At 43.7% G+C, this 20,277-nt stretch carries 18 protein-coding genes and 1 riboswitch; of the genes, 15 read left to right on the plus strand and 3 right to left on the minus strand.

What is annotated here, in order from left to right:
• Positions 1-12 precede the first annotated feature (12 nt).
• Together VK080_RS08065 and VK080_RS08070 are read right to left on the minus strand one after the other, a co-directional pair.
• Positions 13-954 (minus strand): metal ABC transporter solute-binding protein, Zn/Mn family, encoded by a 942-nt coding sequence (locus VK080_RS08065; protein ID WP_324224256.1) that lies wholly within the window; start codon positions 952-954, stop codon positions 13-15.
• A gap of 401 nt (positions 955-1,355) precedes the next feature.
• Positions 1,356-2,210, minus strand: coding sequence for a YitT family protein (locus VK080_RS08070; protein ID WP_324224257.1), 855 nt, complete (start codon positions 2,208-2,210; stop codon positions 1,356-1,358).
• A gap of 365 nt (positions 2,211-2,575) precedes the next feature.
• On the opposite strand from VK080_RS08070, the gene VK080_RS08075 reads away from it, so the two are divergent.
• The 3 genes from VK080_RS08075 to VK080_RS08085 all read left to right on the plus strand — a co-directional run bounded on the left by VK080_RS08075 (position 2,576) and on the right by VK080_RS08085 (position 8,180).
• Positions 2,576-4,975 carry a 3-hydroxyacyl-CoA dehydrogenase/enoyl-CoA hydratase family protein gene (locus tag VK080_RS08075; protein ID WP_324224258.1) on the plus strand — a complete coding sequence of 800 codons (2,400 nt, stop codon included), beginning with the start codon at positions 2,576-2,578 and terminating at the stop codon, positions 4,973-4,975.
• A gap of 20 nt (positions 4,976-4,995) precedes the next feature.
• Positions 4,996-6,171, plus strand: a complete 1,176-nt coding sequence (locus VK080_RS08080; RefSeq protein WP_324224259.1) for an acetyl-CoA C-acetyltransferase — start codon at positions 4,996-4,998, stop codon at positions 6,169-6,171.
• A gap of 224 nt (positions 6,172-6,395) precedes the next feature.
• A complete protein-coding gene (locus VK080_RS08085) occupies positions 6,396-8,180 on the plus strand; it encodes an acyl-CoA dehydrogenase family protein (protein WP_324224260.1) in 1,785 nt (594 codons plus the stop codon).
• 204 nt (positions 8,181-8,384) lie between these two features.
• On the opposite strand, the gene VK080_RS08090 is transcribed toward VK080_RS08085, so the two are convergent.
• A complete protein-coding gene (locus VK080_RS08090; RefSeq protein WP_324224261.1) occupies positions 8,385-8,981 on the minus strand; it encodes a Uma2 family endonuclease in 597 nt (198 codons plus the stop codon).
• Positions 8,982-9,236: 255 nt separating this feature from the next.
• Here VK080_RS08090 and VK080_RS08095 point away from each other — a divergent pair, with 255 nt between their 5' ends.
• From VK080_RS08095 to sufC, 12 genes are all read left to right on the plus strand, one after another.
• Positions 9,237-9,599, plus strand: coding sequence for an arsenate reductase family protein (locus VK080_RS08095; protein WP_324224262.1), 363 nt, complete (start codon positions 9,237-9,239; stop codon positions 9,597-9,599).
• A gap of 72 nt (positions 9,600-9,671) precedes the next feature.
• A complete protein-coding gene (gene gcvH, locus VK080_RS08100; protein ID WP_324224263.1) occupies positions 9,672-10,055 on the plus strand; it encodes a glycine cleavage system protein GcvH in 384 nt (127 codons plus the stop codon).
• A 129-nt stretch (positions 10,056-10,184) separates the two neighbouring features.
• A complete protein-coding gene (locus VK080_RS08105; protein ID WP_324224264.1) occupies positions 10,185-10,538 on the plus strand; it encodes a toprim domain-containing protein in 354 nt (117 codons plus the stop codon).
• A gap of 9 nt (positions 10,539-10,547) precedes the next feature.
• The gene (locus VK080_RS08110) at positions 10,548-10,862 is read left to right on the plus strand and encodes a thioredoxin family protein (protein WP_324224265.1); all 315 of its coding nucleotides are present in this window, start codon (positions 10,548-10,550) and stop codon (positions 10,860-10,862) included.
• A gap of 161 nt (positions 10,863-11,023) precedes the next feature.
• Positions 11,024-11,134, plus strand: a riboswitch (SAM riboswitch).
• A gap of 160 nt (positions 11,135-11,294) precedes the next feature.
• Positions 11,295-12,326 carry a methionine ABC transporter ATP-binding protein gene (locus tag VK080_RS08115; protein ID WP_324224266.1) on the plus strand — a complete coding sequence of 344 codons (1,032 nt, stop codon included), beginning with the start codon at positions 11,295-11,297 and terminating at the stop codon, positions 12,324-12,326.
• Positions 12,316-12,984, plus strand: a complete 669-nt coding sequence (locus VK080_RS08120) for a methionine ABC transporter permease (RefSeq protein ID WP_324224267.1) — start codon at positions 12,316-12,318, stop codon at positions 12,982-12,984. The genes VK080_RS08115 and VK080_RS08120 overlap by 11 nt, the downstream gene beginning before the upstream one ends.
• Before the next feature lie 14 nt (positions 12,985-12,998).
• The gene (locus tag VK080_RS08125; protein ID WP_324224268.1) at positions 12,999-13,820 is read left to right on the plus strand and encodes a MetQ/NlpA family ABC transporter substrate-binding protein; all 822 of its coding nucleotides are present in this window, start codon (positions 12,999-13,001) and stop codon (positions 13,818-13,820) included.
• Between the two features lie 521 nt (positions 13,821-14,341).
• Positions 14,342-15,280 carry a fumarylacetoacetate hydrolase family protein gene (locus VK080_RS08130; protein WP_324224269.1) on the plus strand — a complete coding sequence of 313 codons (939 nt, stop codon included), beginning with the start codon at positions 14,342-14,344 and terminating at the stop codon, positions 15,278-15,280.
• Between the two features lie 237 nt (positions 15,281-15,517).
• A complete protein-coding gene (gene argF / locus VK080_RS08135; protein WP_324224270.1) occupies positions 15,518-16,480 on the plus strand; it encodes an ornithine carbamoyltransferase in 963 nt (320 codons plus the stop codon).
• A 46-nt stretch (positions 16,481-16,526) separates the two neighbouring features.
• Positions 16,527-17,789, plus strand: coding sequence for an argininosuccinate synthase (locus VK080_RS08140; RefSeq protein ID WP_324224271.1), 1,263 nt, complete (start codon positions 16,527-16,529; stop codon positions 17,787-17,789).
• Entirely contained in the window at positions 17,786-19,192 is a 1,407-nt protein-coding gene (argH, locus tag VK080_RS08145; protein ID WP_324224272.1) for an argininosuccinate lyase, read from the plus strand. The genes VK080_RS08140 and argH overlap by 4 nt, the downstream gene beginning before the upstream one ends.
• A 293-nt stretch (positions 19,193-19,485) precedes the next feature.
• Positions 19,486-20,271: a Fe-S cluster assembly ATPase SufC gene (sufC, locus tag VK080_RS08150; RefSeq protein ID WP_324224273.1), complete on the plus strand. Its 786-nt coding sequence runs from the start codon at positions 19,486-19,488 to the stop codon at positions 20,269-20,271.
• Positions 20,272-20,277: the final 6 nt, after the last annotated feature.

Below are 20,277 nucleotides of genomic sequence, written 5' to 3' on the forward strand. Positions count from 1 at the left end.
ATCGCTTGCCTCCTATTCAATTGCCTGGTCAAGTACTTCAAGGTTGTGTTTCATTAATGAGAGATAATCTTCCCCGTTGTCAATATCAGCTTCTGTTAGAATGGAAAGATTATGAATGTACAAGCTTTTGGCACCAATGTGATCCTGAATGATTTCTGAAACACGTTCAGAACTGTTTTGTTCGAACAGAATATAATCAAGATGGTACTTTTTGGCTTGATCAATAATTGTTATTAGTTCCTTTTGGGATGGTTCATCACTAGACGATAATCCACTGATCGCGACTTGTTCAATGCCGTAACGTTCCTCCCAATAGCCGTAAGCCGCGTGGGAAACGAGTATTTTCTTATTTTCCTTGGGTTTCAGCGTGCGCCGGAACTGCTGGTCCAATGCCAGCAAATCGTTCTTCAGTGCATTGAAGTTTTCGGTGTATTGTTCTTTTTTTTCGGGATTTAATTCAATGAGCTTGTCTTTGACGGTGTCAGCCATGTCAATCATTCGCATTGGATCAAGCCAAATATGTGGATTGTGGTCGTGGTGATGATCGTCATTTCCGACGTGATCATGTGCCGTATCTTGGGTTGACGCATCATGAAATAATGTTTCATCTGCACCGATTTCGATTAATGCAACATCCTGTGAATCCAATGCTTCAGCAGCAGTCTCCGCAAAACCTTCCATTCCGGCGCCAAGATAAATAAATGCATCACCTTCCGCAATAGATGTTATTTCCCTGGATGATGGTTCATAGGTGTGTGCATCAACACCAGGCGGATAAACGGATTCAGCATCAACAGATTTCTCACCGATTCGCTCAACCGCGTATTGAATGGGATAGACGGATGTATATATTTTTAAATCGGCATTATCGTTTGTTTCAGAATTTGGGGCAGTGCAGCCTGTTGCGATGATAATTAAAACCAATACCAAAGTCACCATACGGTAAATTTTCATGTTCTAAGTCCTTTCCAAATCGGTCGTTAGCATCCCGCTGAATGAAGTTTCACTTTATATTATCGTAATGATTACGATTTGTAAATAGGAATGATTACGATTTGGGATGAATTTTATGTTGTTTTTTCGAAGGTTATTACCTTATGCTTTAGTGTTCCATTTGATCCATATGCAAGCTCCTGTCGGAAAAACAACAGTATCTGAGGAGGAGAGGAAAATATTAACGAGAAGATGCAAGATATCGGCAGAAAAGGAGGAAATATCGGCATAAGAGAAAAATTATCTGCTGAAGAAGGAACATATTAACAGAACAGCGTGCGTTTTTGAAGAAAAACGTCATTAAAAATAGAGTACCGTATGGGAAAAATAAAACCGGCATGACACCGGTTTATCCTTTAATGTCAGAACTTCTGCCCATAATATTTGTCGAGGGTGAATCCGCGTCCCAAAACTTCCGAAGCATTAATAAATACGACAAAGGATGTTGGCTCTTCATCCTGCAGAGCACTTTTAAGTTTCACCGCCTCCTGCTGATCGGCAACACAGAGAATCATGGTTTTGTTTTGATTGGAATAACCCCCGATCGTCCGGATTTTTGTCAATCCACGGTCAATCTGACCACTGATCATGCTGTGGATTTTTTCCTCATTTTCCGTAATAATTATAATCAGTTTAGATGCTGATGTACGAAGCTGGACGATATCAATCGTTTTGCTTGTAATATAAATACACATGAGTGCAAACAACGTTAATTCCAGGTTGAAAACAATGATGGATGAAATCACAACAAGTCCGTCGACAATCAGCTGAGAGTAACCGCTTGAAAGCCCGGTAAACTTTTTGACAACCTGAGCGATTGCAGCTGTTCCGCCGGTCGATCCGTGCCCTTTATAGACCGTGCCAAGACCGATGCCAAGAATGACACCTCCATAGATGGTACCCAAAACAGGGTTTGATACGGTATAGGGAAAATCGGCCGTCAGATAAATCATGAATGGCACCCAAAACGTACCAATCAAAGTTTTCCAGCTGAAATCCTTCCCCAAAACGATCCAGCCGATGATAAAGATTGGAAGATTGATTGCAAACTGAGTGAGAGCAGGGCTTAATGCATACACTTCATAAAGAATGGTGCTGACACCCGATATGCCGCCTGCTGCCAGTTTGGATGGCAAAAGGAACAAATTATAGGATAAAGCGACCATCGAAGCACCGATGATAACTTGTGCGTATTCCGTCATAAGTTTTTTGTTCATGGTATGTAAATCCTTTCTTAAGCTTTGAGCTGAAGAGACGCCTCAGCGATTTCCGCAAAACTGACGCCTTCTACCTTTATAAAGGAAGAAGGCCAGAGTGTTTCCTTAAACAAACCTTTATTATTTTAACGCACTTTGCCGATTGATAAAACCCTTTCGATCATTAATGCAGTCTTAGTTCCTCTCAGCGGGGAAAAGCGTCCCGCTAAAGTGAAGTTTCACTTAATTAAAAAAATATTGCTCATTTTTATTGCGAACTATCAGAATTTAACTTATACTGTTCAATAGATGGATAGGTGACTATCTTTTATTTTACAGTTAAAAATGAATGAGTATTCATTCAAAAGAAGATAGGGGGAGAAAACATGAAGCGAACGATCAAGCGTGCTGCGGTATTGGGTTCCGGCGTGATGGGATCCGGGATTGCTGCACACTTGGCAAACGCAGGTATTCCGACAATGATGCTCGATATTGTACCGCGTGAATTGACCAAAAGTGAAGAAAAGAAGGGATTGACGCTTGAAGATCGTGTTGTACGGAATCGCATGGCGGCCGACAGCAAGAAAGCTTTATTAAAGCAAAAGCCATCGCCAATAACCTCTAAAAAAAGCCTTGATTTGATAGAGGTCGGCAATATGGAGGACGATCTTGAAAAGTTGTCAGACGTTGACTGGATCATAGAAGTAGTTGTTGAAAATCTCGAAATCAAGCAGAAAGTTTTTGAAAACGTTGACAATCACCGCAAAGAAGGCACCATTGTTACTTCCAATACATCCGGAATCTCAGTAGAGGCTATGGCGGAAGGACGTTCAGACGATTTCCGCAAGCACTTTATGGGCACACACTTTTTTAATCCACCACGCTACTTGAAGTTGCTGGAAGTGATCCCAACGAAAGACACCGATCCGGAAGTGCTGTCATTTATGAAAACATTTGGCGAAGATGTGCTTGGTAAAGGTGTTGTTGAAGCAAAAGACACACCGAACTTCATTGCCAACCGGATTGGAACGTATGGCTTGCTTGTCACCGTACAGGAGATGTTAAAAGGCGGATACAGCATCGGGGAAGTGGATTCTGTTACCGGACCAATGATCGGCCGGCCGAAAAGTGCCACCTTCCGGACGCTTGATGTCGTTGGGTTGGATACGTTCATCCACGTTGCCAACAATGTTTACGATCAGGTTGAAGGCGACGAAAAAGACGTGTTCAAGGTACCTGAATTCATGTTGAAAATGCAGGAAAAAGGCTGGCTTGGTGCTAAAAGCGGCCAAGGATTTTTCCTGAAGAAAAAAGGAAAAGATGGAAGCACGATTTACGAATTGAATACTGAAACGTTTGAATATGAAGATCGCAAAAAATTGAAAACGAAAGCAACCGAAATGGCGAAACAGGAAAAAGGTCCACAACGTAAATTGAAAGCGCTTGTAACAGCCAAAGGTGATCGAGCAGGTGACTTGGTCTGGTCCGTTTTAAAGCCGGCGCTCATTTATTCTGCAGAACTTACCGGCGAAATTGCAGATGATATCGTCTCGATTGACGAAGCGATGAAATGGGGATTCGGATGGGAAATTGGCCCGTTTGAAACATGGGATGCCATTGGACTCCGCGAGTCGGTTGAACGCATGCAGGAAGAAGGTTCACAAATACCTGACTGGGTACTGAAAATGCTTAAAGATGGCCATGAATCTTTCTATAAGACTGAAAACGGCAATGTCTATTATTACGATAATGGCGAATACAAGCAACAGCATTTCAACCCGAAAGAAATTAACTTGAAGCGGTTAAAAGACGAAAAAGGCGTCATTAAAAAGAATGCCGGTGCCAGTTTAATAGACTTGGGGGACGGTGTTGCCGGACTGGAATTCCATTCACAGGGCAATGCGATAGGACTCGATATTATTAAAATGGTAAACGATTCACTGGAAGAAGTGAATAAAAATTATGAAGGATTGGTTATCGGTAACCAGGGCAAACATTTCTGTGTTGGTGCTAATCTTGGCATGATGCTGATGGCAGCGCAGGATGAAGATTTCTTTGAACTGGATATGGTTGTCCGCCAGTTCCAGAACATGGCGATGAACATTAAATATGCCGAAAAGCCGGTTGTTACGGCACCTTTCAACATGACCGTTGGCGGCGGTGCTGAAGTTTCCCTGCCGGCAGCTTCCATCCAGGCATCAGCAGAAACGTATATGGGGCTGGTTGAATTCGGTGTCGGCCTGATTCCGGGCGGCGGTGGAACGAAAGAGCTTTATTTGAAAGAACTCCGCAACTTGCCTAAAGGTGTCGATTTCGATTTGACCAAAGTCGCCAATGACGTTTTTGAAAAAGTGGCCATGGCTAAAGTGTCAACATCAGCAGAGGAAGCACGTGAAAACGGATTTTTGGATAATGGTGATGCGATCAGTGTGAATCCTGATCATCTGCTGCATGACGCCAAACAAAAAGTACTGGGACTTGCCAAAGCAGGATACAAGGCACCGAAATGCGAAAAAATTCCTGTTGTCGGGGACGCAGGCTATGGGGCCATGCTGCTTGGAGCAAAATCCATTCAATTCAGCGGCTATGCGTCAGATCATGATCTGAAAATAGCTGAAAAATTGGCATATGTTTTATCAGGCGGACGTATTAAAGAAGGAACATTAATTGATGAGCAAGCGATGCTTGACCTGGAGCGTGAAGCATTCCTGAGTCTGATCGGCGAACCGTTGACACAGCAACGGATGCAGCACATGCTCTTAAAAGGGAAACCATTGCGTAACTAAATTGAAGAGGGGGAGAAAACGTGAAGGAAGCAGTAATTGTTGCAGGTGCAAGAACCCCTGTAGGGAAAGCAAATAAAGGTTCACTGGCCAATACACGGCCGGATGACTTGGCAGCGTTGACGATAAAAGAAACATTGAATCGGGCGGAAAATTATGACGGTAATATTGATGACGTTATTATTGGCTGTGCGATGCCGGAAGCCGAGCAGGGGATGAACATGGCACGCAATATCGCTGGGCTTGCTGGTCTCCCGAAAGATGTGCCCGGCATCACGATCAACCGCTACTGTTCATCGGGGCTGCAAAGTATCGCATATGCAGCAGAACGCATCATGCTCGGTGCGAGCGATACCATCATTGCCGGCGGTGCGGAATCCATGAGCCTGATCCCAATGGGCGGTCATGTAATCAAGCCAAATACAAAATTGGTTCAGGACGCACCGGGCTATTATATGCAAATGGGTCATACGGCAGAGGAAGTGGCCAATCGTTTTGGCATTTCACGCGATGATCAGGATGAATTTGCTGTCCGGAGTCATCAGCGTGCAGCGAAAGCGCTGGAAGAAGGCAAATTCAAGGACGAAATTGTACCTGTTGAAGTGACAGAACGCGTAATCGGTGAAAAGAATAAGGTTGAAGAGAAAAAGTCGACATTTGAAATGGATGAAGGTGTTCGTCCGGAAACAACAAAAGAAGTGCTTGGCAAATTGAAACCGGCATTCTCCGCAACTGGATCTGTTACCGCAGGAAATTCCTCACAAATGAGTGATGGGGCTGGCACAGTTCTCGTAATGGACCGCGAAAAAGCTGATTCAGAAGGGCTTAAGCCACTTGCCAAATTCCATTCATTTGCCGTTGCCGGTGTTGAACCGGAAATTATGGGTGTCGGTCCGGTTGAAGCCGTTCCGAAAGCGTTGAAAATGGCCGGGCTGGAGTTATCCGACATTGGCTTGATTGAGCTGAACGAGGCATTCGCATCGCAGTCTGTTCGTGTCATTCAGGCATTGGATCTGGATCCGGAGATTGTCAACGTGAACGGCGGTGCCATCGCGCTTGGCCATCCGCTCGGCATGACCGGGACAAAATTGACGCTGAGCCTCATCCATGAAATGAAGCGCCGCAACGTGCAATATGGTGTCGTCACAATGTGTATCGGCGGCGGCATGGGAGCGGCCGGTGTATTTGAGTTGTTGTAGGATTTTATGCGGGCTGACCAGCAGTTGAAGTATATTTGAAGGAAAAACGCTAAAGATTACCGCAAATTCGCTAAAGTTCACAATGAATTTGCTAAAGTTCACAATGAATTCGCTAAAGTTCACAAATAAAATGATGAAGTTCACAATTCAGTGGCGACAAGTGACTGAATGCGCGCAATTCAACGGGTCAATTATAAAAATCCAACATGGAAAGGATGATTCACATGAGCGAAACAAAAGAAAAATTGTTCAAAGGCGGTGGATTTTTAACCGAAGATCTGACAGCCGACGATGTGATCACACCCGAAGATTTTACCGAAGAACACAAGATGATTGGCAAAACAACAGATGATTTTGTTGAAGGTGAAGTCATTCCCAAGATTGATAATCTGGAAAATCACGAATTCGACCATTCCGTCGATCTGATTAAAAAAGCAGGTGAACTCGGATTGCTTGGTGCAGATATTCCGGAAGAGTATGGCGGTGTCGATTTGGATAAAATCAGCTCAGCCATCATTACGGAAAAATTTGCCCGTGCAGGCGGTTTTTCAATAACGCACGGTGGTCACGTCGGCATTGGAACGCTGCCAATTGTATTTTTTGGCAATGATGAGCAGAAGCAAAAATATTTGCCAAAGCTTGCGACCGGTGAAATGATTGCTGCTTATGCGCTGACCGAGCCAAGTGCAGGGTCTGATGCCATGAGCGGGAAAACGACCGCAAAATTAAATGAAGCGGGCACACATTATATTCTAAACGGTGAAAAACAATGGATTACCAACTCAGCATTTGCAGATGTGTTCATCGTTTACGCACAGGTCGACGGTGATAAGTTTACTGCATTCATTGTTGAACGGGAATTCCCGGGTGTCTCAACAGGACCTGAAGAAAATAAAATGGGGATCAAGGCTTCTTCAACCCGTACATTAATTCTGGAAGATGCTGAAGTACCGGTTGACAACCTGCTTGGAGAAACAGGAAAAGGTCATAAAATTGCCTTCAACATCCTGAACGTCGGCCGTTATAAGCTCGCGATGGGCGGTGTCGGCGGATCCAAACATGGTATCGGTGTGGCAACAAAATACGTCAACGAGCGTAAACAGTTCAATACGCCTATCTCCAGTTTTTCACTGACACAGGAAAAATTGGCAACAATGGCGGCAAGAACGTACGCCAATGAAAGCGCCGTTTACCGCACAGTCGGATTGTTCGAACAGCGGATGGGATCGTTAACCGATGAGCAGTTGAAAGATGGCCGGGAAGTTGCCAAAGCAATCGCCGAGTATCAGATTGAATGTTCCTTAAACAAGTTCTCGGCGACCGAGTGCTTGGACTATGTTGCTGATGAAGCGGTACAGCTTCACGGTGGCTATGGTTTTATGGAAGAATACGAAGTGGCCAGAATGTACCGTGACTCAAGAATCAACCGTATATTTGAGGGAACCAACGAAATCAACCGTCTGCTTGTGCCGGGAACACTGATGAAAAAAGCGATGAAAGGCGAACTGCCACTGCTGCAGCAGGCACAAAATCTACAGGAAGAACTGATGATGATGATGCCTGAAGAAATCGGTGACGCTACATTGGAACAGGAAAAATATTTGCTGAAAAATGCCAAGAAAATGATTCTGCTTGGTGCCGGTCTGGCAGCACAAAAATATCAGCAGAAACTGGAGCATGAGCAGGAGATTTTAGTAAATCTGGCTGACATGGTGAATGAAGTCTATAACATGGAATCAGCCATTCTGCGTACTGAAAAAGCAATCAATAAAGATGGTGAAGATAAACACAAACAAAAGCTTCTGTACACACAAGTATACGTACAGGAAGCCTTCAATCGTATTGAAGCTGATGCAAAAGAGTCGCTTATTGCTGTTGAAGAAGGTGACACACTGAGAATAATGCTGTCGTCATTGCGTAAACTGACACGTCATACACCGACCAATGTGATTGCTAAAAAACGCGAAATTGCTGCGAAAATCATTGAAGAAGAAAAATATGTTGTTTGATAAGGTAAAATAAAAACCCCTGGCCGAATTGACGGTCAGGGGCTTTTTTAAAAATCTCATAGTTCGCAACTTATACGATATCAGTTTTGATGACTTGAATTATATCAAATCGGCTCAAGTTTATAATTTTTTCGTTAAAGTGTTCACCATTGCACGTCCATCAATTGTGAAACCTTGAAACTCATGAAGACATAACGGAAATGCCTAATCTTTTAAATCCGGAACATTATCCATTATCTCTTTCATTGTAAACGATACACAGGCAATATTCGGAGAGGTAACCGGTTCATTATCGTGAAATACGTTGATGATTTCGTACTGATTATCACGGAGAATATATTGTTCCAGCATGCCAGCATTGGTTTCCACAATCCAGTATTCAGGAATGTTGTAACGAGCGTATACATCTAGTTTGTCGATCTTATCCCGTTTTAATGTTGGCGGTGAAAGGATCTCCACAACCATGTCCGGTGCTCCATGAATACCTCTTTTTCGAATAATATCTTTTCTTTCCCGATGAACGAGGACAATATCCGGCTGGCGAACTTCATTAGTTGATAGAATGACGTCGACTGGCGCATATAAAATAATGTAGACCTCTTCACAATTCCGCGATAATCTCTTTTGCAATTCAAAACTGGTAATCTGGTGATTAACCAAAGGAGCAGGGCTCATCAGTTCCAGCCTCCCCCCGGCTAATTCATACCGGTTGCCGTCATCAATTGAAGCATAGTCCTCGTACGTAAGTCCTGTTTCTTTTAATAAATCATTCGTTTTTTTCCGGTTTTGATCACACTGCATACCAGCCACCTCCACGCTATAATATGTATATTATAGCATGTAATCGGTTATTTAAAGATCAAGTTTACGGCATAATTTTCAAATCGGCTGAAGTTGTCACAAAATCCGCTGAAGTTCACAATAAATTACCCGAAGTACACAGGCTATTTCCCGAAGTTCACAAATCATCCTCAAAATAAATAGGTGCACCTCGCCTGTCGCCAGTAAATTTGCTATAATAAAACTGATCACAAAAATAGCTCAGGAGGGAAAGGGATGGCATTAACGTTTTACTGGTACCCGAAATGTGGCACATGTCAAAAAGCCAAAAAATGGTTCGATGCGCATGATATTGATTATAACAGTATACATATAGTGGATGAGCCTCCGACAAAAGAAGAGCTGCTTGACTTCATATCCAAAAGTGATCTGCCACCGAAGAAATTTTTCAATACAAGCGGCAAGAAATATCGTGAGCTGAATCTCAAGGAAAAAATCAATCAGATGAGCACCAATGAAATGGCAGAACTGCTGGCATCGGATGGCATGCTGATTAAGCGGCCGATCGTAACAGACGGGCAAAAGGTAACCGTTGGGTTCAAAGCGGAAACATTCACCGAAAATTGGCTTCAAAAATAAAATATTAGTAAATTGTACTATCGCCTAGTATAGTTAAGGTAACACTTGGAATGATCAACGGAGGGATTTAAAATGAACTTACCGACAGATTTGCTTTATACCGAAGAACATGAATGGATCAAAAAAGAGGACGGAAGCGTACGTATCGGGATTACCGATTTTGCCCAGGATGAGCTTGGCGACATTGTATTTGTTGAGCTGCCCGAAGTTGGTGACGACATTGAGGCGGATGAGCCATTTGGCAGTGTAGAATCTGTTAAGACAGTTTCTGAATTATATGCCCCGATCAGCGGAAAAGTAGTCGAGATTAATGAAGAGCTTGAAGACAGCCCGGAATTTGTCAATGAATCGCCATACGACAAAGCGTGGATGGTTGTTGTTGAGCCGGAAAATATATCAGACGTCGATCAATTATTATCTGCTGAACAGTACGAAGAAGCCATTAATAAGGACTAATGGCAACCAATATCGAAAAGCTGACTCACTCTCGCATGAGGAAAGTCGGCTTTTTTAATATGCTGGCAATCGATTACCCCCATGATATTAATAAAATACGGCTGTTTTCGCTCAAGGAGTGCAATATGGATGACACATGACACGGAAAAAGTTATCATTGTGGAAGGATTGACCGATAAAAAACAAATCAAAAAAGTGATTGCTGAAGACGCTGACATCATCTGTACAAACGGGACATTGGGTGTGGAAAAATTTGATGAACTTCTCGAAGAATATGATCTGGACAATCGGGATGTATACATTCTGGTTGATGAGGACAGTCCAGGCATTAAACTACGCCATCAGTTGTCACGTGAGCTCCCGCACGCTGAACATATATATGTGAGCAGTGAATATCGCGAAGTGGCGACAACGCCTGAAAACATATTGGCTGCAGAGCTTGTGGGAAAGCGGATAGCGGTTAATCCGATTTTTCTGATTTAGGGTGATTTTTTGCAGCAAGTAACAGATAAAGAACTGGAAAAGGATCGTTATTTATTATACATTTATACACCATTTTGTGGTACATGTGCCTTGGCGCGTTCGATGCTCGACAAAATCGAATCGGTCCATCAGCAAGATATTTTTTATGAAATGAATGCGTCGCTCAACCCTGATTTCATGCAGGCATACAAGATTGAAAGTGTCCCTTGTCTGTTGATCAAGGAAGATGGCGAAATCAAGGATAAAGTTTATGCATTCAAATCAATCGGTAATATATACAGCTATTTAATGACATATAAGCCAGAGCTGTTTGCTAAAAGTTAGCGGGACGAGGGGTCAGACCCCCTGTCCCACCCCAAAAGTTAATGGGACAAAGGGTCAGACCCCCTGTCCCAACCCTGACCCTTTGTCCCAACCCTGTTGACAACCGGGATAAGTCGTGCTAATATTTTTATTATCGATTTTAAATTGAATACGATTTTTTTCTCTTATCCAGAGCGGTGGAGGGGCTGGCCTTATGAAACCGCGGCAACCTCAAATAGTTATTATTTGGAAGGTGCCAATTCCTGCAAAGCGATTGCTTTGACAGATAAGGGAACGTGAAGATGGTGATTGTATACGTCTTTCTGTTCTCTTAACAGGAAGACGTTTCTTATTTAGGGTGAGAAACCACCGTTATTCAAGCACTTTCCTTCGTTAAAATGATGCGATACCGCTCTTGGAAAACGGACATAATAGCAATGAAGGAGGATAACCTTGATATCAATAGAGGGTTTAAAAAAAGTTTTCACAACAACGAACAACCAGATAACCGCGGTCGATGATTTAACCCTTGATATTAAAGAAGGTGACATATTTGGCGTCATTGGCTACAGCGGCGCCGGCAAAAGTACATTCGTGAGGCTTTTGAACAGGCTGGAGGAGCCGTCTGCCGGCAAAATCGTCATCGATGGTCAGGAACTAACCGCGCTGAGTACCAATCAGCTGCGGATTACCCGGCAGGAAATCGGCATGATCTTTCAGGATTTTAACTTGCTGTGGTCACGGACCGTGAAGGAAAATATTGCGTTTCCATTGGAAATTGCCGGGGTTGCCAAACGTGAACGGGAAGACCGAGTCCTGGAATTAATCGAACTCGTCGGGTTAGCCGGACGGGAAAATGCTTATCCTTCACAATTAAGCGGTGGACAAAAGCAGCGCGTCGGGATTGCCCGGGCACTTGCCAACAGACCGAAAGTATTGCTCTGTGATGAGGCAACATCAGCGCTGGATCCGGAAACGACGAATGCGATTCTGGATCTGCTCGTGGATATTAACGCAAAACTCGGGTTGACGATTATACTGATTACCCATGAAATGCATGTCATCCGTAAAATATGTAAACAAGTGGCCGTGATGGAAGCGGGAAAAATCGTTGAACAAGGCAATGTACGTGATGTGTTTATGCATCCGCAGCAACGGATCACCAAAAAGTTTGTTGAGCAAGTGATGGGAACCGGCAATGAACATGACGGTGTCGAGGAATTGATCAACACTTATGACAGTGGCAATATCATCAGACTTCATTTTGTCGGCGAAACAGCAAATCAGGCGATTATCAGCCGGACAGCCAAGTTATTTAATATTGACATCAATATCTTGCAGGGAAAAATTACGCAAATGCAGCAAGGCGCATACGGCACATTATTCGTTCAAATCGATGGGGAGCCTAAAGAAATTGCCCGGGTAATAAACCATTTAAGGGATGAAACCTCTGTGGAAGTGGAGGTGCTCCGTGATGTGGAATAGTCTGTTTCCGAATATTGATATGCAGGATTTATGGGTTGCCACATATGAAACATTTTATATGACGATTCTCGCCTTGATTGGTACCTTTATTTTTGGAATATTATTGGGCCTTTTGCTTTATCTGACGATGGATGGTGGCATCTGGCAAAATAAAGTACTCAATATGATCGTTGCCTCGATTGTCAATATATTCAGGGCTATCCCATTTATAATTTTGATCCTGCTCCTCTTCCCGTTCACCGACTTTTTGATTGGCACGATCCGTGGTCCGAATGCGGCACTGCCTGCATTGATCATCGGCTCTGCACCATTTTACGGGCGTTTGGTTGAAATTGCCCTGAAAGAAGTGGATAAAGGAGTGATCGAGGCAGCAAAAGCAATGGGGGCTAAAACAAAAACGATCATTTTCAAGGTTTTGCTTCCCGAATCAATGCCGGCGCTCGTTTCGGGTATTACCGTGACAGCGATTAATCTGATTGGCTATACGGCTATGGCAGGTGTCATCGGTGCTGGGGGACTCGGAAATTATGCATACTTCTTCGGGTTCCAGCGTCGTGAATTTGATGTTGTTTTTGTATGTACAGTACTGATTGTCCTTATCGTATTTTTGTTCCAGTTCATTGGAGATTATATTTCCAACAAAATAGATAAACGCTAAAGGAGAAAATGAACATGAAAAAAGGTTTGGCATTTGTTTCATTATTAACAGTTCTTTTTTTGGTGGCTTGCGGCGGTTCAGGTGACGGCGACAGCACCGAGATAAAGGTTGGTGCATCGAGCACACCACATGCTCAGATTTTAGAGGAAGCGAAACCACTTCTTGAGGAAGAAGGTATCACGTTAACGATTGAAGAATACCAGGATTATGTATTGCCGAATGAAGATCTTTCAAATGGGGAAATTGATGCAAATTACTTCCAGCATATTCCTTATCTGGAGGGACAGATTGCGGATATTGGCTATGATTTCACCCATCTTGGCGGGATTCATATTGAACCAATGGGAATTTATTCCAAAGACTTCAGCAGTATTGATGAGATTCCGGAGGGTGCTGAAGTGCTGATGAGCCGTTCGGTTGCCGACCACGGACGTGTTCTTGGATTACTTGAAAAGGAAGGCCTGATTAAATTGGCGGATGACGTTGATACAGTCGATGCAACAACAGATGATATTGTGGAGAACCCAAAAAATCTGACGTTTTCGTATGACTATGATGCCGCAACATTGCCTAATCTGTATGAAACTGAAGAAAATACCCTCGTCGCGATTAACACCAATTATGCAATCGGTGCGGAATTGAATCCGATGGAAGATGCACTCATTCTGGAAGGTGAAGAGTCGCCATATGTGAATGTGGTCGCAGTCAAGAAAGAGAATGAGGACAACGAAGCAATCAATACATTAGTGGATGTGCTGCACTCTGAGGAAATCCAGAACTTTATAACGGAAGAATTTGATGGTGCGATTGTACCGGTTGACGGTGAGCAGGCGTAATGCAAATTTTAAGGAATTCACTAAGTTTACATGACATGTTACAGAGGTGAATTTCAGCTTTATATATTTTATCCAAGCAAACTAAAGTGGCCATATGTGTTTTGTGCTTGTTATGATTATGGTATGCTTGTTTTCGCAATCAAACGAAAGGATGGTTCACTATAAATAGTGGCATAAAAATGCATTATACTCCGGAAATGGAGAAAGCAATGCAGCAGTCGCACAAAATGGGTTATGTGGAATACGAAAGGAAACTGGAAAAACGCATAGCCGTGGAAAAAAGACGACAAAAAGAATATGAAAGATGTAAACACATGGTAGCTGAAATTGACAGTCATATTCATAAACGATAAAGAAATCCGGTACGCTTTAAAGGGTACCGGATTTTTTCTTTAAAGAGGTTGTTCAAAAATTATTGTTGGGACTCATCCAAGTTTTGATGAAAAATTGCAATTATAACAGGGATTGGGATGGAAGAAGTCGAATACATATATGATTGAAGTCTCAAGGAGGTACATATTTTGAAATTATTAAGCTACAAAATTAAGGGCAACCCCGGACCGGCAAGGATGGGATTTATGCACGAAGAAAAAATAGTTGACCTGCAAGAAACATGGCGAAGATGGCAACGTGCCGGAAACAAAGACAACGAAGCAGATGCTGCTGACAGGCTTTTCCCCGCCGATCCGGTACAGTTTTATGCCGTCGGTCAGTCTGTCATCGAACAGGCCAAAGACGTACAGGCATATGCCAAAACGAATGATGTGAAGGATATTACCTTTAGTCGTGATGAAACTAATCTGGCCACACCGGTTCCGTCGCCATCGAAAATCATTTGTGTCGGCAAAAATTATGCCGCTCATGCAGCAGAAATGGATAGTAATGTTCCGGACCACCCAGTATTATTTGCCAAATTTGCCAATGCGCTGATAGGACCTGATGATCTGATTGAAAAACCGGGATTCGTCCGGAAACTTGACTATGAGGCTGAGCTGACAGCCGTCATCGGAAAACAGGCATCACATATCAAACGGGAAAATGCACTCGATTATATTGCCGGTTATACAATCGGTAATGATATTTCGGCCCGTGATCTGCAAAAGCGGACACCGCAATGGCTGCAAGGGAAAACGATGGACCGCGCAACACCGATTGGTCCTTGGGTTGTCACAGCTGATGAGGTTGGCAGCCCCGGTCATTTAGCCATTAGTTCCTATGTGAATGGTGAGAAGCGTCAAGCAGCAACAACGGAACAACTCATCTTTGATATCCCGTTTCTGATTGAATTCATTTCGTCCCTGATTACACTAAAACCCGGCGACCTGATTATGACGGGAACGCCGGATGGGGTTGGTATGGGAATGGAACCACCGCAATTTTTAAATGATGGGGACACCATAACCGTGGAGATTAACAATATTGGCCGTATGGAAAATCGGGTGGCAGAATTGAATAATTAAGCGATTATATCTAAAAATGGATGCGGATCAAGGTTACGGTTTGCATCCATTATTTTATTTTTATGAGAAAAATATTGCATTAATATAAATTTTATTGCATAATAATACATAACATTTTAAATGACAGTATATCCGGAATCATTATATGCGTCTGTCCAGCCGCGGGAGCCTTCTATTCCGTATGACTGTTTGACTGATAGCCAGAAATTGAACTGGTGGAAGGAGCGTGTGATGTGAATGAAAACTGAGGTTGCCCCCATACATGCCGGTTACCGGTTGAAAGGCCGTCATTTTTTAAAACTTGCAGATTTGTGGCAAGAAGAATTGTTCGGTTTGCTGGAACTGGCTAATGAGCTGAAAAGGAAGCACAAATCAGGAACACAATTCGAACCGTTGAAGGGAAAAACACTGGGCATGCTGTTTGAAAAGCCATCAACCAGAACGCGCGTGTCGTTCGAGGCAGGGGTTTTCCAGCTGGGTGGTACAGGTATTTTCCTGAGTCCGGACCATATACAACTAGGCAGGGGCGAAACAATAGCCGATACAGCCAAGGTCCTGTCCGGTTACGTGGACGGGGTCATGATCCGGACGTTTTCACAGGATATACTTGAAGAATTCGCTGACAATGCCACCATTCCGGTCATCAACGGGTTGACTGATATGTATCATCCATGTCAGGTGCTTGCAGATCTGCAGACGATTCAGGAAGTGAAGGGCGGATTGAAAGGTGTGAAACTTGCCTATATCGGTGATGGCAACAATATGACGCATTCACTGATAATCGGTGCTGCGATGACCGGTATGACGATCAGCATAGCATCACCTGCCGACTGCCAGCCGGACAATGCGATCGTTCAAAAATCCCTGTCAATTGCAAAGCAGTCCGGGAGCAATGTTGAAGTCACATCTGAACCACAGGCAGCCGTAAAGCAGGCTGATATCATTTACACGGATGTATGGTCGAGCATGGGACAGGAAGATGGAAAGCAATATCGTGAAAAACAGTTTGCCGGTTTTCAAGTAAACACTGCGCTATGCTCATTGGCAAACACTGATGCCGTTTTCATGCACTGTCTGCCGGCACATCGCGGTGAAGAAGTCACAACTGAGGTCATTGATGGACGGCAATCGGTTGTATTTCAGCAGGCTGAAAACAGGCTGCACGCCCAGAAAGCCCTGATGACAGCATTGCTGAGCTGAATGAAACGGACATATATTTTCAGCATTATCATAAGGAGAGGATACCATGGGGAAAGAAAAAATCGTATTAGCGTATTCGGGAGGATTGGACACGTCTGTTGCTGTTAAATGGCTGCAGGACAAATATGGCTATGATGTGATCGCAGCAGCAATTGATGTTGGGGAAGGAAAAAATCTTGAATTTGTCAAAAAGAAGGCACTTGATGTTGGTGCTGTTAAATCGTATGTCATCGACGCCAAGTTGTTGTTTGCCAGTGAATATGTTCTCCCGGCTTTACAGGCTAATTTATTATATGAAGGAAAATACCCGCTCATTTCTGCCCTGTCAAGACCACTGATCGCTAAATTGCTCGTTGATATCGCTGAAAAGGAAGGTGCTTCAGCCGTTGCGCATGGATGTACCGGAAAAGGCAATGATCAGGTGCGGTTTGATGTCGCTTTTGCCGGACTGAATCCGGACCTTGATGTTGTTGCACCGGTGCGTGAGTGGTCAATGTCACGGGAGGAAGAAATTGCGTTCGCCAGGGCGTATAACATCCCGGTACCTGTTGACGTCGACAGCCCGTACAGCATTGATGAAAATTTATGGGGACGGAGCAACGAATGCGGGATTTTGGAGGACCCTTGGGTAGAACCGCCAAAAGATGCATATGATCTGACGGTCGATCCGTTTGATGCTCCAGATGAACCTGAAGTTGTTGAAATTATATTTAAGCAAGGGAAACCGGTTTCGCTGAATGGAAACGACATGCCACTGGATGAATTGATTATGGTGTTAAATGAGCTCGCAGGCAAACACGGTGTTGGTCGTATTGATCACGTTGAAAACCGTCTCGTCGGAATTAAGTCGAGAGAAATTTATGAAGCACCAGCAGCATCTGTCTTACTGAAGGCCCATCAGGAACTGGAATCACTGACATTAACACGTGAGACATCACGTTTTAAACCTATTGCAGAGCAGAAATTCGCCCAGACTGTATATGACGGCTTGTGGTATTCACCATTAACTGATGCACTCAAAGCATTCATTGAAGAAACACAACAGTATGTATCCGGAACTGTCAAAATGAAGCTGTATAAAGGCCGTGCTCAGACAATCGGACGTGAATCGGCACAATCCCTTTACGACTTTAATCTGGCAACCTATAATGCCGATGATGCATTCGACCATGAAGCCGCCAATGGATTCATTAAATTGTGGGGACTGCCGACAAAAGTGCATTCCGCCGTCAATGAAGCACATAAAAATGACCAAACACCAACAGAGATTAATACAGATATCGCTGAAAAGGATCCATCGAACCAATGAAGCTATGGGGCGGACGATTTACAAAACCGACGAATCAGTTAGTGGAAGAATACACAGCATCCATCCGTTTTGACAAGAAACTGGCGACATACGATGTTCAGGGGAGTCTGGCACATGTCAGGATGCTTAAAAAATGCGGTATCGTAACTGATACCGAAGCAGATATGATTGTGGATGGACTGCAAACAGTTGCAGCAAAAATTGAAACTGGTGAAGCGGAATTAAATGAAGCACATGAAGATATTCATATGAATGTTGAGAAGCTGCTGATTGACGAAATTGGATCTGTTGGCGGGAAGCTTCATACCGGCAGGAGCCGAAATGATCAGGTGGCACTGGATATGCGCCTTTATTTACGTGATATAGTTCTGGAATTGATCCAATTATTGACCGCCGTTCAGCAATCTCTCTATAAGCAGGCTGAATCCAATATGGACACGATACTGCCCGGATACACACATTTGCAGCGGGCACAGCCTGTATTGTTCGCCCATCATATGCTGGCTTATGTGTTTATGTTTCAGCGGGATATCGAGCGGCTGGCCGATAGTTTGAAACGCATTAATAAGATGCCGCTTGGAGCCGGTGCACTCGCAGGAACAACCTTCCCGATTGACAGGGAGTATGTTGCCCAGGAGCTTCACTTTGACAGTATTTGTGAAAACAGCCTGGATGCCGTCAGTGACCGTGATTTTGTAGTGGAATTTTTATCAGATGCGTCTATCATAGCCATGCATCTGTCACGATTGTGTGAGGAAATGGTGCAGTGGTCAAGCGCCGAGTTTAATTTTATTGAACTGGATGATGCCTTTTGTACGGGAAGCAGCATGATGCCGCAGAAGAAAAATCCGGATGTGGCAGAGCTTGTACGCGGAAAGACCGGGCGTGTTTATGGCCATCTAAATGGAATGCTCACAATGCTAAAAGGGCTGCCGCTTGCCTATAACAAAGATATGCAGGAAGACAAAGAAGGCATGTTTGATACAGCCGAAACATTGCGGGGAGCGCTGTCGCTGTTTGCACCAATGATCGAAACGATGGCTGTCAAAAAGGTGTCAATGTATGAGGCAGTGCGACAGGATTTTTCGAATGCAACTGACCTGGCTGATTATCTGACTGGCAAGGGAATGGCTTTCAGAGATTCCCATGAGGCAGTCGGGAATATCGTCTTGTATTGTATCCATCACAATAAATATTTGCTCGATCTGTCGCTTGATGAATTCCGTTCGTTTTCTGAGGTGATTGAAGCGGATATATTTGAGGCACTGAGTCCCGAGATGGTCGTCAATGCTCGTCAGGCACCAGGCGGTACAGCTGTGCAAAGTGTCAGGAAACAACTTGAAAAAGCAGCTGATCTGCTGAAGGAAAATCATGCATGGTATCAACGAAAATCAAAGCAATAAAGATGTGCGCAAGCCCGGTTAAACGACCGGGTTTTTTCCGGTTCAATCTATTTAACACAAGTCTGGGCATGTATTATAATGAATTGAATACCTTTTAGGTTGAGCAACCGCATCCTGAATGGTTAATAAAAACTTCCTGCTGATTGAGGTTTCACTTTATACGTATCGAATAGCCTCTGAGAGTTGATAATACATTCGAAATGATTTAAGATTATAATGAGAATAGATTGAGAATGGATGAGTACATATCCATTTCCAACAACAGCATCATAACAGTAATTGGAGGTATCAATATGGCAGGCTCAACATTAGAGATCAAAAATCTTCATGTTGAAATTGAAGGTAATAAGATATTAAAGGGTGTCGACCTTACGATAAAAGGTGGCGAATTCCATGCGGTAATGGGACCGAACGGTACTGGTAAATCAACACTTGCTTCTGCTATCATGGGGCACCCGCATTACGAAATCACAGAAGGCAGTGTCCTTCTTGACGGTGAAGACGTTCTGGAGATGGAAGTTGATGAACGTGCCCGCGCTGGTCTTTTCCTTGCTATGCAATATCCAAGTGAAATCAGCGGTGTGACAACATCAGACTTTCTGCGTTCATCCATTAATGCCCGTCGTGAAGAAGGCGATGAAATTTCGCTTATGAAATTTATCAAAGAAATGGATGGCGTGCTTGATGAACTTGAAATCGACAAAAATATGGCCCAGCGCTATTTGAACGAAGGTTTCTCAGGCGGAGAGAAAAAACGTAATGAGATCCTGCAGCTGATGCTCTTAAAACCGGAAATTGCCATTTTGGATGAAATTGACTCCGGACTCGATATCGACGCTTTAAAAGTCGTTGCCAAAGGTATCAATAAAATGCGCGATGAAAAATTCGGCTGCCTGATCATTACACACTATCAGCGCCTGCTTAACTATATTACACCAGATAAAGTACACGTCATGATGAACGGCCGCGTCGTCAAATCCGGTGGACCTGAACTGGCGCAGCGTCTTGAGGCTGAAGGTTATGACTGGATTAAAGAAGAACTGGGTATTCAGGACGAAAATGTCGAGCAAGAAGTCTAAAAGCTA

The sequence above is a fragment of the Lentibacillus sp. genome (genome assembly GCF_035301925.1).
Classification (GTDB): Bacteria; Bacillota; Bacilli; order Bacillales; family Amphibacillaceae; genus Lentibacillus.